Origin of the sequence: Undibacterium pigrum (assembly GCF_003201815.1) — a bacterium.
Lineage (GTDB): Bacteria > Pseudomonadota > Gammaproteobacteria > Burkholderiales > Burkholderiaceae_D > Undibacterium > Undibacterium pigrum.
Genome location: NZ_QJKB01000028.1, coordinates 1 through 15994, shown reverse-complemented (window position 1 = coordinate 15994; position 15994 = coordinate 1). Strand labels below are relative to the sequence as shown.

At 53.1% G+C, this 15994-nt stretch carries 14 protein-coding genes; 10 read left to right on the top strand and 4 right to left on the bottom strand.

The genetic code is table 11. The features are described 5' to 3' along the window. Positions 1 to 213: 213 nt before the first annotated feature. The 3 genes from DFR42_RS28640 to DFR42_RS28630 all read right to left on the bottom strand — a co-directional run bounded on the left by DFR42_RS28640 (position 214) and on the right by DFR42_RS28630 (position 2188). Positions 214 to 1068, bottom strand: a complete 855-nt coding sequence (locus tag DFR42_RS28640) for a tetratricopeptide repeat protein (protein ID WP_110258494.1) — start codon at positions 1066 to 1068, stop codon at positions 214 to 216. 14 nt (positions 1069 to 1082) lie between these two features. Then, on the bottom strand, positions 1083 to 1349 hold the full coding sequence (locus DFR42_RS28635) for a hypothetical protein (RefSeq protein WP_110258493.1): 267 nt from the start codon (positions 1347 to 1349) through the stop codon (positions 1083 to 1085). 68 nt (positions 1350 to 1417) lie between these two features. Further along, positions 1418 to 2188: a hypothetical protein gene (locus DFR42_RS28630; RefSeq protein WP_211324447.1), complete on the bottom strand. Its 771-nt coding sequence runs from the start codon at positions 2186 to 2188 to the stop codon at positions 1418 to 1420. A gap of 150 nt (positions 2189 to 2338) precedes the next feature. Between DFR42_RS28630 and DFR42_RS28625 the strand changes: the two genes are divergently transcribed. Beyond that, positions 2339 to 3460 (top strand): early set domain-containing protein, encoded by a 1122-nt coding sequence (locus tag DFR42_RS28625; protein WP_110258491.1) that lies wholly within the window; start codon positions 2339 to 2341, stop codon positions 3458 to 3460. A 171-nt stretch (positions 3461 to 3631) separates the two neighbouring features. Here the strand turns inward: DFR42_RS28625 and DFR42_RS28620 are convergent, their stop codons facing one another. Next, on the bottom strand, positions 3632 to 4534 hold the full coding sequence (locus tag DFR42_RS28620; RefSeq protein ID WP_110258490.1) for a LysR family transcriptional regulator: 903 nt from the start codon (positions 4532 to 4534) through the stop codon (positions 3632 to 3634). A 106-nt stretch (positions 4535 to 4640) separates the two neighbouring features. On the opposite strand from DFR42_RS28620, the gene DFR42_RS28615 reads away from it, so the two are divergent. The 9 genes from DFR42_RS28615 (at position 4641) to DFR42_RS28575 (ending at position 15870) form a co-directional block, all read left to right on the top strand. After that, complete coding sequence (locus DFR42_RS28615; RefSeq protein WP_110258489.1) at positions 4641 to 5846, top strand: MFS transporter; 1206 nt, start codon at positions 4641 to 4643, stop codon at positions 5844 to 5846. A gap of 377 nt (positions 5847 to 6223) precedes the next feature. Next, positions 6224 to 7468, top strand: coding sequence for an MFS transporter (locus DFR42_RS28610; protein ID WP_110258488.1), 1245 nt, complete (start codon positions 6224 to 6226; stop codon positions 7466 to 7468). Between the two features lie 202 nt (positions 7469 to 7670). Further along, a complete protein-coding gene (locus DFR42_RS28605; RefSeq protein ID WP_110258487.1) occupies positions 7671 to 8411 on the top strand; it encodes a siderophore-interacting protein in 741 nt (246 codons plus the stop codon). Then, positions 8369 to 8749, top strand: coding sequence for a hypothetical protein (locus DFR42_RS29060; RefSeq protein ID WP_146219008.1), 381 nt, complete (start codon positions 8369 to 8371; stop codon positions 8747 to 8749). Before DFR42_RS28605 ends, DFR42_RS29060 begins: the two co-directional genes overlap by 43 nt. Positions 8750 to 9177: 428 nt before the next feature. Further along, positions 9178 to 12264 carry a di-heme oxidoredictase family protein gene (locus DFR42_RS28595; protein ID WP_245937126.1) on the top strand — a complete coding sequence of 1029 codons (3087 nt, stop codon included), beginning with the start codon at positions 9178 to 9180 and terminating at the stop codon, positions 12262 to 12264. Positions 12265 to 12678: 414 nt separating this feature from the next. Further along, positions 12679 to 13425: an SDR family oxidoreductase gene (locus DFR42_RS28590; protein ID WP_110258484.1), complete on the top strand. Its 747-nt coding sequence runs from the start codon at positions 12679 to 12681 to the stop codon at positions 13423 to 13425. A gap of 318 nt (positions 13426 to 13743) precedes the next feature. Next, the gene (locus DFR42_RS28585; RefSeq protein ID WP_110258483.1) at positions 13744 to 14466 is read left to right on the top strand and encodes a hypothetical protein; all 723 of its coding nucleotides are present in this window, start codon (positions 13744 to 13746) and stop codon (positions 14464 to 14466) included. 109 nt (positions 14467 to 14575) lie between these two features. Beyond that, a complete protein-coding gene (locus tag DFR42_RS28580; RefSeq protein ID WP_146219007.1) occupies positions 14576 to 14956 on the top strand; it encodes a hypothetical protein in 381 nt (126 codons plus the stop codon). A 389-nt stretch (positions 14957 to 15345) separates the two neighbouring features. Then, the gene (locus DFR42_RS28575) at positions 15346 to 15870 is read left to right on the top strand and encodes a leucine-rich repeat domain-containing protein (protein ID WP_146219006.1); all 525 of its coding nucleotides are present in this window, start codon (positions 15346 to 15348) and stop codon (positions 15868 to 15870) included. The last annotated feature ends 124 nt before the right edge of the window (positions 15871 to 15994 follow it).

Below are 15994 nucleotides of genomic sequence, written 5' to 3'. Positions count from 1 at the left end.
ATTTGGACTTCTCCTCTGTGAACTGAATCGTTTCATCACTCTTCAGTTTGGCACATTTGATGCCGTAAGGGGAGGAGTCCATTCCATTGCCCTACATCCTCACCTTGATCAAAGCGCATGAGGTGATCGTCAGCACCCTGCTGGCGGTTAAAACCTCTGTGCCATCTCCGTGTCTCTGTATTGAGAGGTCTTGAAGTCTTGCGTACAGCATTCTCAGGCTATCATATCCCAATACTTTTGCGCCATTGCCTCATCCTGTTCCACGCCCTCACCTTCTTCATACATGATGGCGAGGGTTTCTGCGGCCTTGGGGTGGCCGGCTTCGGCGGCGCGTTTGTACCAGGCTACTGAGAGTAGCATGTCCTGTTCTACATAGCGGCCACTGGCGTGGAATGCGCCGAGGTTGTACATGGCGCGCAGTTGTCCGGCTTCGGCGGCACGGCGCAGGCAGATGACGGCCTTGTTGTCGTTGACTTCTACGCCTATGCCTTGGGCATGGTAGATGAAGAGTTCAAACATGGCGTCGGCGTTGCCCATGACGGCAGCCTTGTTGAGCATCTGTGCCGATCTGGCGGGGTTTTCAGCAGTGCCAAAGCCATGGCAGGTAACCAGGGCAAGCAGGTAGAGGGCGTCGCTGTCATCCTGGTGTTGTATACACCAGGTATTGAGCAGGGCAAAGGCTTGCTGTGCTTCTTCATCGGTGCAGGTGTCGCGCCGGTAAAACCAGCGATAGCGCATCAGGGTCTGGCAAGCCTCGGCCTTGCCACGCGCGATGACTTCCAGCAAGACTTGTTCTGCTGCCGGGATATCAGCATCATCGGTGGGATTGCGCACCAGCCAGTCGGCCAGGTGGATGCCAGCATCGGCCAGCCCAAGATCAAAGGCCTTGCGCAAGGCCAGCGGAACCTGGCGCGCTTCGTCCAGCGACAAGATGCCGATGTTGAGATCACCGCGTTCTATCCGGCCTATCATGGCGATGGCCCAGGCTTGCAGTTCGCTGGCATCTTCTGGTGTGGTGCTGGATGCTATCCATTGCGGCACATCTTTGGGGTCTATGTGTTTTTGCATCTTTTATCTGCCTTTTACTTCAACATATCTTGCCGCAACCACGGCATTTCGTTCACGATGGTGACGGTGATTTCTGTCGTTTCAGCATTTAATTCCAGTATGCACAAGTCTTTGGTATCCCAATGATTATCGATGGGATAGCCACTGTCGGATAATTTTATCTCATACTTGCGGGCGGCAAAATTGAGTGTCAGATTTTTTCCCGGTCTTTGCGATCTGATAAGGACAGCAGAAATGACGCACTGCGCTTCTTCTTGTGGAATATTCTCATCACTCAGCATATTGAAGAAATGCGCTTTGGCAAGTTCTTCCAGTTACATCCAGCGCTGCTTTCTCTGTACATGTGGATTCAAGATTTGCGCCCCTTTTCCTTACGCCACTCCTTCTGGCAATCCGCATAATTCGCAAACTCATAACTGACGCCGACTTCGCCGCGGTTGATGGCGTGGGCCTGGGCGAAGACGATGATGTTGAGGATGTTGTCGGGCAGTTCGTGCTCGGTTTTGCCATTGGCCCACAGGTAGCCATAGCTGACCGAGCCTTCCTTGAGGCCGACCATCCAGAATTGCGGGCGGCGGCTGTAGAGGTCAGTCTTGACTTTGTCTTTCTTGAAGCTGGGTTTGCCGTATTGCTGTTCCAGCGCCTGTGCGATGCGGTCGGCGGCGGCCTTGATTTGTTCACCTGTGCCACTGACGGCGGTGATGCTGCGAGATGCTCCTAGCTTGCAAATGCCGCTGATGGGGGCGGTGACGGCGAAGTAGTCGCTGAATTCTGCCAGTGGTGCCGGTGGCTGGCCTTCAAACAGGTGCGGTCCTTTGGTGGATTTGACAAAGCCCAGTGTGCTGGCCAGCTCGGTTTCGCTGATGGCCATGGCGAGGCCGAAGGGGCCGCTGTAGGTGGCTGCTGTTGGTGCATGGGAGATTGCTGCGCTGGCAGCATCGACCTGGATTAATGAGGCCGCAGGTGCTTGCTGTGTTTGCTGTGCCTGAGGCACCTGAGACACCTGAGCAGCTTGTGCACTTGCCTGCTGCGCTGCTGGCTTGCAGGCGCTGGCAGTCATCACTGTAGCGATCACCATGGCGATCATGCAGGCGCGGGATAGAAGGAAATTTGTCTGCATGGTGCCGGGCTGGGTGAGAATAATTTTTATCATTGTCGCGGCAATTTAATGCTATCCGGATAAAAATTGCAATGGCTTTCATGCTGAAGTTTACAGATAGGCAAAACTCTGGGATATAGTGCGTGCTCTTGCTCAACTACACGGTACCTTATGACGCGCTTGCTTATCTCTGGCATTATTCCTGGCATCATCACCAGCATCCTTCTGCTTCAACCCTGCCAGACTGCGACAGCCGCTGAAGACCCGCCTGCTGCCACGCCCGTGGAAGAACCGCAGTCAGTTGCTGTCAACGGCGTCAAGAATCCTGAATTGCGCTCTTACCGCAATATGCTGGCTGGTCTGGATATGTTTGAGAGCAAGCGCCACCTGGCGCCGACTGCAGACCATCTGCGTTTCGTGCTCAAGCCCAGGTATGGAGAGACCACGCTGGCCGGGCTGAGCCTGCGCATTGCTACCGATGATCTATCCATCCCGGTGCCGCTCGCTGCCGATGGCAGCTTCATCCTGCCACGCGACCAGGCGGCTGCCGATGGTGATGCTGAACTGATGCTCAACCGCAGCCGTGGTGAATTCAATGGCATGCCACGTGTGACCAGCGCCAACGTGCCGCCAAATATGCGCCGCCTGGGTGATGTGCGCCTCGAATGCCAGGTGGCCATTGCGATTGCCAAGAAAGACATCAATGTCATGCTGCGAGCTGCCGCTGCCGTGGCCCTGGGTGGCACGGACTGGTGCATGTCATCGAAAGTCAGCTATGGTACGTATACGCCCTTCCCTACTGACAGCGTGAGCCTGGTGTCGGGCGACAAACGCACGGTGCTCAGCAGTGGCCATCGCCTGAAGTATGTTGTCCTGCCACTGGCCGACCGCAACTGGCCTGACGATACCCTGGTCGAATTCCAGCCATCGCCCGCCACCAGCATTACCCATTTCACCGCCCAGCCTATCTACCTGAGTGGCACCATGAACAAGTGGGGCACGACCCTGCCCCTGACGCAGACTGATGCCAGCAATTTCAGCGTGGATGCGGTTTTACCCAAGGGCCTCAGCAAGTTCAAGATAGTCTCAAAAGATTTCAAGATGGTGGAGCTTGGCGCAGCCGATAGCAGGGCCAATGAAAGCAAAGGTAATTTCGTCCTCAATGCAGGCAAGGCCCTGGCCTGGGCAGGCAAGGATATCTGGTTTGAAACGCCACAGGCGGGCAAGTATAACTTTGCCTTGAATGTGGCTGATCCGGATGCGCCGGTGTTGGTGGTTTCGGCTCGGGAGTGAGGGATGCGAGTTGTTGGATCGTAGGTTGGGCTACGGGTTATCAGCCCAACACTCGGCGTTTAAATGACGTATGCGTTTTCACAGGCCCAGTGTTGGGCTGGTAAACCCTAGCCCAACCTACGAAACGTCGCTTGGCGAGGCGCAGCCCAAGCGACATGATCCACCTCCCCTTCACACCCTGTCCAGCGGCAATCTCGTCATCAAAAATTCCAGCAAAGCGGCTACCCTTGGTGGTATCGCTTCCTGTTTGTAGAACACTGCCCAGACTGGCTGCAACCACGGCAGGCTGATATCGGGTAGCACGGGTTTGAGCCTGCCATGGGCGCGGTCGGCCATGGTCAGGAAGTCGGATAAACACACGATGCCAGCGCCCTGCACTGCCAGGTGGCGCAGGGTTTCGCCATTGCTGGCGCTGACGACGGGGTCTATGGTGTAGCCTTCAGTATTGGTATCATCCGCAGCAGGCAGCGGCCAGGTATTCAAACTGGCGGGGGCGGTAAAACCCAGCAGCCGGTGCTGGGCCAGGTCAGCCACGGTTTGTGGTTCACCATGGCGTGCCAGGTAATGCGGTGCCGCCACCAGGCGGATGCGGCTGCTGCCGAGACGGCGGGCGTGCAGGCTGGAATCCGTCAACTGGCCTATGCGTATGGCCAGGTCTGCCCTTTCTTCGATGAGGTCGACAAAGGTTTCGCCACTGACCAGTTCAAGCTTGATGAGTGGGTAGGCATCGAGAAAATCTGCCACCAGCGGGGCCAGCAAGTGATCGAGCGTGGGGGTGGCGGCGTTAACCCTGACCAGGCCGGATGGTTGCGACAGGCGTGCGCTCAGTTGTTCTTCAGTGTCATCAATATCGCAGAGTATCTTCTTTGCCCTTTGCAAGAGCCAGTGACCTTCCTCAGTCAGCTCCAGCTTGCGGGTGGTGCGCGTCATCAGGGTCATGCCCAGCTGCGCTTCGAGGCGGGAAATACTGCGGCTGATGCCGGACGGCGTTTGCGCCAGGCGCTCTGCTGCGGCTGAAAACGAGCCGGTTTCGGCCACTGCGACCAGGGCTTTCATGGTTTCCAGGCTTAGCATTGTTGACTCCCAGTCATAAGTTAAGTGTAGCTTAAGCTATTTTTCTTTGTCTTGCATGGGTTCAGACTGCAGCCTGTTATTCATTTCCCCATGTATGGAGTCCATAATGCCCTTAGCTCTCTGGGCGCTGACACTCAGCGCCTTTGCCATCGGTACGACAGAATTTGTGATTGTCGGCCTTATCCCCACCATCGCCAGCAGCCTGGGCGTATCTGTTCCTTCTGCTGGTTTGCTGGTCAGCCTGTATGCGCTGGGCGTGGCCGTAGGCGCACCGGTATTGACGGCACTGACTGGCAAGCTGCCGCGCAAGCAATTGCTGCTGGGCCTGATGGCCTTGTTCACGATTGGTAACCTGGTGGCCTGGATGGCACCCAACTATGCCTCGCTGATGGCGGCACGCGTGCTGACTGGCCTCGCGCATGGGGTGTTCTTTTCCATAGGTTCTACCATCGCCACTGGCCTGGTGGCCAAGGACAAGGCGGCCAGTGCGATTGCGCTGATGTTTAGCGGCCTGACGGTGGCGCTGGTAACGGGTGTGCCGCTGGGTACCTTCATCGGCCAGCATCTGGGCTGGCAGTCTACGTTTCTGGCAGTGTCGGCGCTGGGTGTGATTGCTTTTATTGGTTGTGCGGTTTTGACTCCCTCGACGATTGCCAGCAGCAAGCCCGCCTCTTTATTGACGCAAATGGCAGTGTTGAAAAAACCGCGTCTCTTGCTGGTATATGCGATGACAGCCATGGGTTATGGCGGCAGCTTTATCGCCTTTACTTACCTTGCACCGATACTGCAAGACATCAGCGGCTTTAGCGCCAATGCAGTTGGCCTGATGATGCTGGTGTATGGCGTCTCGGTGACTTTTGGCAATATCTGGGGTGGCAAACTGGCTGATAAAAAAGGCCCGGTCGCGGCATTGCAAATCGTCTTTGCCTTGCTTGCCCTGGTCTTGCTGGTGCTGACTTTTACTGCTCACAATAAATGGCTGGCCTTGCTGACCGTACTGGCCTGGGGTGCAGTGGCTTTTGGTAATGTACCGGGTTTGCAGGTGTATGTGGTACAGCGTGCTGAGCAGGATGCGCCGCAAGCCGTGGACGTGGCATCAGGCTTGAATATCGCAGCCTTCAATGTGGGCATCGCAGTTGGTGCCTGGGCTGGTGGCCTGATAGTCAGCCATATCGGTTTGATGCATACGCCATGGATAGGTGCGCTGGTGGTAGTAGGTGCCTGGGGCTTGACGACGCTGGCGGGGCGACTGGACAAGGCGGATGGGATTTCCTTTGTGCCGGGACAAGCAAGCGCAGTTGCCACGCATTAAGCGTAGTCAGAGTACCGCCGTCTTTTACCTGTAGGAGCGGCTTTGGCCGCGAACAGTAAACACCGTGTTCGCGGCCAAAGCCGCTCCTACATGAATGCCGTGACCCGACCTGTACGCAAAAAATATCCTGACCAGGAATGGATATGGCTTCGCTTCTTTCATCTCCATTTTAGTTTTCGCAAAGACAAGTCCGTCACTTGAACGCATACACAGGCATACACAGGCGCTCAGCAATCCCTGATAAACCTTGATTGACGCCGCAATTTTTCTTTGTTAGGATCGCCCCATATCACTGGAAACAGTGACGTAAGCGTTTACGTTAGCCAACGCGCAAACAAATTTGTCATGCATTTGCAAGCAGATTTGTCGCGCTATGGATGATGTATATGCGACTACGATTACAGCTGGTATCTCTACTACCACGACTGCCATTCCGGCGTTCTGTCTCTCTCCGCATTTTCACGAATGCACCTCTCGCCACTAAGGTTGGCCTTTTCCTTTGTTTTTTTGTCGGCTTTGCCGATGGTGTACTCATGCCATTTTTTGCCTTGTGGGCAGAAAAAGAGGCAGGCATTTCTGCCGCCCACATAGGCTTGCTGCTGGCTTGCTATTCTGGTGGCGAATTGCTGGCCACGCCCCTGGTGGGCGGTATTGCCGACCGCGTCGGGCGTCGTCCGGTGTTGCTCATTTCCACGGCGGGCGTGGGGCTGGGCTTTGCCATGCTCTACTTTACCCACGGCGTATGGGCATCTGCCCTGGTGCTGATCTTGATAGGCGCGTTTGAAAGCGTCTTGCATCCCACCATTTCAGCGGTGATTGCCGATGCCATACCGCCTGAACAACATCGCTATTATTTTTCCATCGCACGCGTCATGTCGAGTGCAGGCCGTGTTGCCGGGCCTGCAGTGGGGTCTGTGCTGGCGCTGTTTTCTCTCGGCGCGGTGTTCCTCGGGTCTGCGCTGGCGACGCTCATCAGTACGCTGATCATTGCGCTATGGCTGCCAGAGACATTGAACAAAAATACCGTCCCAGATGATGAGGAAGAAAGTTTGCTGGGCATCCTGCCTGCCTTTCGGGATGCACGCCTGGCTGGTTTATTGCTGTGGTCTATGTGCCTGCAAATATCGGCGGGCTGGTTAAGTTCAGTCTTGCCGCTGTATGCGGTGGATGCAGGCACTCTGACACCTTCGCAAATAGGTTTGCTGTTTACTTATGCTGCGGTACTGACGGTGCTGTTCCAGTTGAAGATCAGCGCTGTTCTCGCGCATGTGTCTAATTTCAAGATGGTGATTGCCAGCGGTTGCGTGCTGGTGGGCGCTTTTATCTGCCTGCTGTTTTCATCCAGCCTGGCGGCGCTGGTACTCGGGGTGAGTTTGCTGTCGCTGTCGCAAATGCTGTTTGGCCCCTTGCTGCCTACCCTGATCATGGAACTGGCGCCTGCCCATACACGGGCGACTTATATGGCCGCAGCATCAGTAGCGGCGGATTTGAAAGATACCGTGGGGCCAGCGGCGGGTACATCCCTGTACGCCATTGCCGTGCGCCTGCCGTGGATGGTGGGGATACCGGTTGCGGCATGTGCGACGCTGGCGCTGGCGTTTAATGTCAGGCGGTACAAGTGAGAAGTACAAGTTAAGGAAGCCTCGTAGGTTGAGCCGGTTCGTAGGTTGGGCTACGCTTTACCAGCCCAACACTCGGCATTTAAATATCGTATACGTGCGCAGAGGCCGAGTGTTGGGCTGATGAGGCGTAGCCCAACCTACGCCCTGCACAAACACTATCATTACTAACAAGAGCTGCAGCTCACAAAAAATACTAAACATCATGACCACAACTACCAAACACCACATAGAACGCCTGCGCTGGGAAAAACGCCGCAGGACCCTGCGCGTCATCAACATCACACGCCTGACGCCACATATGCAGCGCATCACTTTCCAGTCAGATGAGCTGCATGATTTTGCCAGCCTTGCGCATGATGACCATGTCAAGATCTTGCTGCCCATTGCGGGCGAAGCAGACAGCTTTGTTACACGCGAATATACGCCGCGATATTTTGATACTCAGGCAGGCACCCTGGTGCTGGACTTTGCCTTGCACCAGCACGGGCCAGCCAATGCATGGGCGATGCAAGCCAAGGCTGGCGACACCTTGATCGTCAGCGGGCCGGGTAAATCCATGGTGGTGGCAGACGACTTTGACTGGTATCTGCTCATGGGCGACGCCACTGCCCTGCCTGCCATCACACGGCGTATTGAGCAATTGCGTGCAGGCGTACACGCCACCAGCATCATCATGCTTGCTGATGCAGCAGATAAACAGGCTTGTGTAAGCGCCGCCAGTTGGCAAGCGCAGTGGCTATTGCGTGAGCATAATTCAGTCAGCGATGAACAGGCTTTGCTGGCAGCAGCCGCTGCATATCAATTCCCGCCTGGCGATGGTTACATCTGGATCGCTGCCGAAAAACAGGCTGCACGGGCATTGCGTAGCTATATGGTGGAACAGCGCGGGCAGCCAGAGGCATGGATAAAATCATCGAGTTACTGGACGCGCGAAGAGGAGTGAAGGGATGTAAAGCGCGTTGCAAAAATGCTGTTTGCGTCTTTTCGGGCCTCATCAATTGTAAGTTTTCTGTAACAGGGAAATCAATTTGTTTCTTACAAATTTGTCATAAATCAGGGAGCGGTAATACCACTTTCTTTTCCAGACAAATTTTGTGTATTACAAATTTGAATTTGATATTTTCTGGCCATTTTTTGTCAGCGGCTGATCTTGGTCTGTATCTGGGCCTGCAGATGGTTTGCCCAAGTGGTATTGCCACAGGCATTGCCTTAAATTTGGAAAAGTTTCCAATTCCAGCAAGCCAAATTTGCCAGCCAGCGATGGGATGCTTTCCAAACTGACCAAATCTGTCAGTCCCACTGACAAAATTTGAGATGGACCACGCCCCAATTCAGGGCAGGCATCAGCCCATTTACACGGTCTTGCAAGATGTCTGGCATTTGGATACTGTCAGGCCACACACAACAATCAAAGACCAGTTTTACCTGTTTCTCTTTTTAGCTTTTTTGAGCTTTTTTGTGGCCCTTGGCCTCAGCCATGTTCCACTGCGGCGCATCCACAAACATGTGCCATGCAATATAGACAGATGCCATCCATGTATCTGCACATCTATAAATCAACGTAAAAAACCAGGAGTTCATACGTGAAAAAAATATCTCCCCGCATGACGGCCATCTATCTGGCCTCATCGCTACTTTGTTTGCAACTTGCAGCCTGCGGCGGTTCCAGCACTGCTGATTCTGGCAGCACCAATGGTGGCCCCAGCCCTATGGCTGCACCGCCGCAGGCTGCGCCTGCCGAGACTGCACTGACACCTGTTACAGCTACCGCCAGTTCGGTAGAACGTGGTGACCTGTCGGCAGCAGCGGCGATAGACCACAACGATAATACCCGCTGGGGCAGTGCGTTTACCGATGACCAGTATCTGACACTGGACTTTGGCAAGACAGAAACCATCACCCGCGTGCGCATACAGTGGGAAAACGCCCATGCCACGCAATATCTCTTGCAGGTCTCGGACAATAATAGTGACTGGACCACCATCAAGACCGTCGACAATAGCAAGGGGGGTATTGAAGACCTGACAGAGTTGAATGGCAAAGGCCGTTACCTGCGCGTAAAAGGTATCAAGCGTTCTACCCAGTATGGTTATTCCATCATAGAGATACAGGCATTCTCGGGCACGCCAGTGGTGACACAACCTGGTACAGACCCGACCCAGCCCAGCCAGCCAGGCACGCCTGGAACGATAGACTTGAGCAAGCCTGGTGTGGCCGTCAAGCCTGTCGCTGCTACTTCTTCCGCAGTAGAAAACCAGGCCATGTCGGCCGCCATGGCGATCGATGGCAAAGCCAATACCCGCTGGGGCAGCACTTCAGAAGACGGTGCCTGGATACAGTTTGACTTTGGCAGCAAGACACCCGTCGGCTATATGAAGCTGGTATGGGAAAACGCCTATGGCAAGGAATACGCCCTGCGCGTTTCTGACGATGGCCAGACCTGGACACAACTGCGCTATGTCAGCGGTGGCAAGGGCGGTACGGAAGAATTCTTTAACCTGGGTGCGAATGCCCGCTACATACGCCTGCAAGGTGTGGCCCGCGCCACCCAGTATGGTTACTCTTTGTTTGAAGTTGAATTCAAGTCACCAGGCAGCGACAACACCCTGCCGGATGCGACCACATCTGCTTTAAAATTCCCTGCCAGTGGCAGCGGCTGGGCACCTTTGCCGGCCGCAGCAGAACCACTGGAAAGCCTGCAATTCACTCTGCCTGATGGCACCCTGGTCACACGCTTTGGCGCACGCGGCCTGGCACGCCACGGTCGTGAACGTGGTGAAGAATGGAATGAAATTGGCTATGGTCCGAATGAAACCGTCGATGCCGCAACCGGCTTGCCAGTCGACAAAGGCCCGGGCAATTACCTGACCTTTGTCGCGCAATATTTCAAGAACCGCACCTGGGGTTTTGAGATCATCGACAATAGCCGCGTGGCTGGCGTGACCAAACCAACACTGACCGTCAACCAATACAATACCGTCGACTTTTTGCCTGGTGGCGTGGCCTTCTTCCGTGGTTTTGACCGCGTCGGTGTCACTGGTTATGGCTGGATGAATCCAGGTGAGCTGGTCGACCGCAATGTCGCCATCTGCAAACCCGTGCCCTACCCTGCCAATAACAAGCTCAACACGCCTGATGGTGTGAATGGTGCCTGTACCTTGCGCGTGAAAGACTATCCTGGCCATAGCGACCTCGATGCGAATGGCTTCCCGAATGGCAAGAACATCCCGGCACGTCCGCTGGTGGTGGGTGACATCATTGAAGTGTCGCCATCGATGTTCTCCACACCTGAGGGCATGGCTGCCAAGGGTGACAATGGCGGCGTGCGCTATTACTCGTCTGAATGGATTTATGTGGTTGGTGCTGGCCTCAAGCCCTGGTATGGCGTACAGCCGCGTTTGAACTCAGTGCCACTGCCGGATGAAACTTTGTCTGGTGGCCAGGGTTCAGTCTCTTACAATTACTCTGACAATGGCTTGTTCATGTTCCAGCAGCCACACAATAATGCGGGTATGCAAAACATACAGCGCTTTGTTGAGGGCCGCCGCCTGGTGCATACCAACTTTACGACAGGTGACCATAACGAGAATGGCAATGACCGTTACCAGCAAGCCGTGGGTTTGCAGGGGCCACGTTTCAACCAGTCTGCCTGTATTGCCTGCCACGTTAACAATGGCCGCAGCCCTGCACCGGTGGCCATCAACCAGCGTCTCGACAGCATGTCGGTGCGGGTAGCAGCAACTAATGCAGCAGGCCAGCAATTGCCGCATCCGCAATATGGCACCGTGGTACAGATGAATGCTTTCTCCAGCAGCGGCGTGCCTCAAAACTGGGGCACCAATGTCAACGTCGCCGGATTCGAAACCCGCAGCACCAAGCTGGCCGATGGCACTACGGTAGAATTACGCAAACCCACGCTGGCATTTGAAGGTGCAGTACCAGCCGTGTATTCGCTACGCGCAGCCCAACCCATGATAGGCATGGGTTTGCTCGAAGCCATACCTGAAGCCGACATCCTGGCACGTGCCCGCACATCACCAGATGCCGATGGTGTGGTCGGCCTGGCCAACTATGTGTATGAACCAGAAACCGGTGCAGTACGCGTAGGCCGCTTTGGCTGGAAAGCATCCAAGGCCACCCTGCGTCACCAGACTGCCGCTGCACTCTTGCAGGACATGGCCGTCACGTCACCAAGCTACCCTAACCGCAGTTGTACAACAGACCCGGCAAGCTGTGCTACCGCACCTGCGCAAAAAGGTATCACTGAGGCTGACCTGCAATCCATCACCCGCTACCTGGGTCTGGTGGCAGTGCCTGCCCAGCGCAGCATCGCCAGCGGCTTCCCCAAAGGTGTCGCGCCTATGGATGAGCACGTCGTCAACCCACAGCAAGTCAGTGCTGGTGCCAAGGTGTTCCAGGCCATGCGTTGCTCTGCATGCCACACGGTAGAGATGAAAACGGGCAGCGGCCATTTGCTGGCAGAACTGCGCAACCAGACCATCAGGCCATACACAGACCTACTCCTGCATGACATGGGCGCCGGTCTGGCCGACAAGCTGGTAGAAGGCCAGGCACTGGGCAATATGTGGCGTACCGCGCCGCTGTGGGGCATAGGCTATACCGACAAAGTCATGGGCAATAACAGCAAGGTAGGCTACCTGCACGATGGCCGCGCCCGCAACCTGACCGAAGCCATACTCTGGCACGGCGGCGAAGCAGATAAATCCCGCCAGCGTTTCGAGAATTTGTCCAAAGCGGATCGTGATGCGGTGCTGGCTTTCTTGAAGTCTTTGTAAAGTTCTTGTAACTAGCCTTGCGTTTTAAAACGGCTGTTGAACAGATTGATGTTCAGCAGCCGTTTTTCTTTTGCACGAACATAGCCCTCCCGTAGGAGCGGCTTCAACCGCGAATGTTTGAAAAGCCACATTCCATGCTACGACCCGAATGTTCGCGGCTAAAGCCGCTCCTACAACATCAAAGAAGCGCTGTGCAGGCTTACCCACCACAAGTCTGTCCATGATGCCAACAACCGAAGCAAATACCCCACCCTGTAGGAGCGGCTTCAGCCGCGAATATCAAAATACTGAAAATAGACGACACGGCCCGCTATTCGAGGATAAAGCCGCTCCTAGAAGCCTTGCCAACTGCACGCCCGGCAAGACTGCGGTATAGTTTCCCGCACTGATTGAGGAAAATTCTTGAGGAAATATATGCATAGTCTTGCTGGAAAAACCGCCGTAGTCACCGGCGCAGGACGCGGCCTGGGTGCCGCGCTGGCCATCTCACTGGCAGAGGCAGGCTGCAAACTCATCCTGTGTGGCCGCAATCTTGCACAACTCGCTGACACCGCCAGCATCATACAAAACATGGGCGGCGCAAACCCTGTATGCATAGCAACCGATCTGGCCGATGTGCAGAGCGTGCAAGATGCTGTGGATACCATCACCACATCGCATACACATATAGACCTGCTCATCAACAACGGCGCCATGTGGCTGCAAGCCAGCGATGAAGCCTATACACCTGCCCAGGTACTGGGCGTCATCAACTCTGCCGTCACCGGCACCTTCCTGTTCACCCAGGGCCTGCTGCCGCTATTACGATTATCAGAAGGCGCAGACATCCTCACCATAGGCTCCATCAGCGGCTTGCCAAACGCCAGGATGCAAAGCGTGTCCGTCCCCTTCTACGCCGCCAAACGCGCCCAGTCCGGCCTGGCAGATGGCTTCCGGCAAATGCTGGCAGGCACCCCCATCCGCTCTATCAGCGTACACCCACCTTATCTCGATGACGTAGCACCCCAGCAACCAGAATGGGATGCCGTGCAAGACCGCAAGAAAGGCGAACGCGCAAGCAGCAAGGACGTGGTCGATGCCGTACTGTTCGCACTGACACGCCCGCGGCATATTACTTTGTCGGTGATACTGGATGCGGATGAGGGTGGGGTGTTTGGGTGAGTCGTACTTGTATGTATTGGTAGATGACGCTATGGAATAAAATGCTCCTGGCAAGAAAGCATAAGACCTGAAAGCTCACCACAGAGACACAGAGTCACAGAGAAATGCAGGAGGATGACGGAAATGCATACTGCTATATGCCCTCATGCTTGAGGTCTTTTCCTTTTTTGGAGTACACGGTTTTGTACGATTACGCTGGCGCTAATCGTACCTACATGGGCTTGTGGAGCAGCGGGGGTAGGGACAAATGCCTCTCGGGCAGGCGTGGAGGGGGCGTTGTCTGCAACGCCAGTTATCATTATTCGTAGGTGAGTAAAAGTGAGCACTTTAAAAAACAAGGTATACAAGATTTGCAGTGATGTTGCATCGGAATATCCTGGTTGGGAATTTTTGTCGTCGGGTCAATTCAAAAATAAATCATTAAAGCACTTGACATTGGCAATCAACCTGGGATTTGGTTTTACAGTGAACGATACCCCATTACTGCCAGCAATCCATATCTATCACAAGAAGTCAATGGCCTTATTCAAGAAACTCAATGGATATGATCGACCCACCTCTATCGTGAGGTTTCAAACCGTTTATCAGTTGCTTACACATATGCCTGAAGACTTGCGCAGAATATGTTGGATACTGGCAGATAAAAATCTTCAGATGAAGGTGGCCCCTCCATCTGAAGGAGCTAAAAAACAGATGATAGATGTCACAGAGTGTCGGCCAATTTTGCAAGCTGTGATGGCGGATGGCATTGCTCTCATAGAAAAACTATATCATCTTGATTCCGAAGAAAGCTTTTTGCGTAATCTCCCACCCAAGTACACTCCTGGCAGTGACAAGGTTCCTTATGACGAATTTGAAAGAAACAAAGGGGTTATGGTTTGCATTGCACGCGCGTTGACTGGGGATTTTGATTTCACTAGCAAATATCGAGACGATAATTATTCAACAGTATTCCCTAAGAATCTTAAGGAAATTGATAGCCTGCTTGAGATTATGCCGGAATTGAAGATCCAATTTTACAAGAAAAACAATGTCGTATGAAATTCCAAGAGCATGAAGAAGTACTACTACAGTACGCATTTAGCAATGCTATCCATACAATCGACTCGGACGCTTCACGCCAGTCATTTCGGCGTTATGAGGCATGAGGGTGAAAATTTCGATCACTTACATTAGTGGGGATAGGTTTTTTGGGAAAGCATATATAAAGTGTTTTTCATTTATCAAAAATATAGAAATCGCCTTGGCTGAACAATCCGATCTTGGTAAATTGTCTGAATATATATTCGTAGTATTTGTAGACAAACCGTCTGAATATTCCAAATTAGTTCTATTCAGCAAAAAACATATTGAAATCCAAGTTGGAAGAGACCTTGAACATGATTACCGTCCAATGGCGAAGAATGACAACAACTCAAAAATTAAACAAGAAATCCGTTTGCGAATTAAAGATGCGTTTGCCTTAATTATTTCCCAATCTGACGCAAAAAACAGAGTCGAAAAAATAGTGGAAGATTGGTACGCCTCTTAACCTGCCGGTCGACGGGGAATCGCCGATGACAATTTCACTTCGATTTGAACCACAGAAAGCTGGGTAGAGTAGAGGGCCGTAGATACGATTAGGGATGTAGGTACGATTAGCGCAAGCGTAATCGTACGCATGCTACCTTTTCAAGCATATTTCCATACCATTGCTTCTTTGCGATTTTCAGTCTGCAATAAACTATGTCCGTGTTGCAATAGACGGTTGATGTCTCTGCGATGCTCTTGAGATTTTTTCCTTTTTTGGAGCACACGGTTTTGTACGATTACGCTGGCGCTAATCGTACCTACCCAACATCTGAAACAAGCGTGATTTTATACGTCACGAATACAATTCCTTCACAAAAAATTAATCGCTCTTTCAGATGGGATAACGAAATGACGCAGCTATCAACATTGCTTGACAAATATGGCATTGACCTTGATCTGGAGGAGAAGGAGCTTTGGTACAGAGAAAGACAGGGAAACGAAAAAGTAACGGACGAAGTCTTGAAAAGTATCAGTTCAGTACAAGGAATTGCAAAGCTAAAACTCATTGAATGTTCCAACGTTAGCGGGACTTTCCTGAAGGATTTCCCCTCTGAAGTCCTAGAAGAAATACATTTGATTGCCTGCCCATTCTCTGACGAAGGGTGCAAGTTCCTGCCTGGTTTTTCCAGACTAAAAACTTTGGTGCTGACCGGGACAGAAATAACAGACAGTGGGATTCCATACATTGGGCAACTTGAAAGTTTGGAAAGACTGCAATTATTCGGCAGGCTGGTTACAGATACTGGTATTTTGCAGCTTGCTGCATTGAATGATTTGAAAATTTTGGAAACTTACTTTCCATTGGTAAGTAAAGAGGCGATTGATCAATTGAAGAAGCTTCTCCCAAATTGCGCTATCGTTGCAATGAGGTAAAAGGTGGTGGCCGCAGGTGCGATTAGGGACGTAGATACTGTTATCCCAGTCAAGCGAAATGCAAGCTAGCATCGAATGGTTTTCCGGATTTCAAAACCCCAAAAGCGACATGTATCAACTTTCT